This window comes from Oleiphilus sp. HI0079 (assembly GCF_001635105.1).
Genome location: NZ_LWFT01000126.1, coordinates 1 through 760 on the forward strand (window position 1 = coordinate 1; position 760 = coordinate 760).

The following is a 760-nucleotide window of genomic DNA, read 5'->3' on the forward strand; positions in this document are numbered from 1 at the left end:
GAAACGCTCAATGATGATCAGGGCCGCTTGCAACGGAGGCGCATTCGAGACATCAACACGATTTAGCGTTGCGATGTTGCCGAAGTCACTGATCCAAGCGAAAGCAATAAATAATAGATTTGAAAGAAAGATGAGCGTAAGGACGGAAATACAAAACAGAACAACCAGCCGCTTGCTCTGTTTTCGGGCTGAATCTTGAGCCTTATAGAAATTCATTGCTGCTCTTTAAGGCTCCGTGAAGACTAAAAGCTGACTTTTGGTGCCTGTTGAATCTGAGCGCTGTCCTCAAACTCCAAAAGAGAAGCATCGCTTCGAAACCCGAAAGTGGGTGCAAAAAAGTTGTTTGGGAAGCTTTGACGATAAACGTTAAATTGCATCACTGCATCATTGAACGCCTGACGAGAGTACGAAACCCGGTTCTCGGTTGATGTTAACTCTTCAGTTAAATCAGAGATATTTTGATTCGCTTTGAGTTCAGGGTAAGCCTCCACTGCAACATTGAGTGCGCCAAGCGCCGACTTCAACATACCCTCACCAGAAGCAATCTTGCCCAAAGCAGAAGCACTTGCTGGATTTTTAGAGGCTTCTTTCAAGCCCGCTAATGCCGTATTTCGTGCACTAATCACCGCTTCGAGCGTTTCTTTCTCATGAGTCAGATAGGCTTTAGTTGCCTCAACAAGATTAGGAATTAAGTCATATCGCCGCTTGAGCTGCACTTCGATTTGAGAGAATGCATTCTCATACTGATTTTTATACGCCA

At 44.7% G+C, this 760-nt stretch carries 2 protein-coding genes; both read right to left on the reverse strand.

Going from position 1 to position 760, the window contains the following annotated elements:
- A partial coding sequence (locus tag A3750_RS01950; protein WP_197474800.1) for a hypothetical protein occupies window positions 1–216 on the reverse strand: 216 nt, incomplete at its 3' end.
- Window positions 217–242: 26 nt separating this feature from the next.
- Window positions 243–760, reverse strand: a 518-nt coding sequence (locus A3750_RS01955) for a LemA family protein (RefSeq protein WP_068547982.1), incomplete at its 5' end; no start/stop codon positions are given.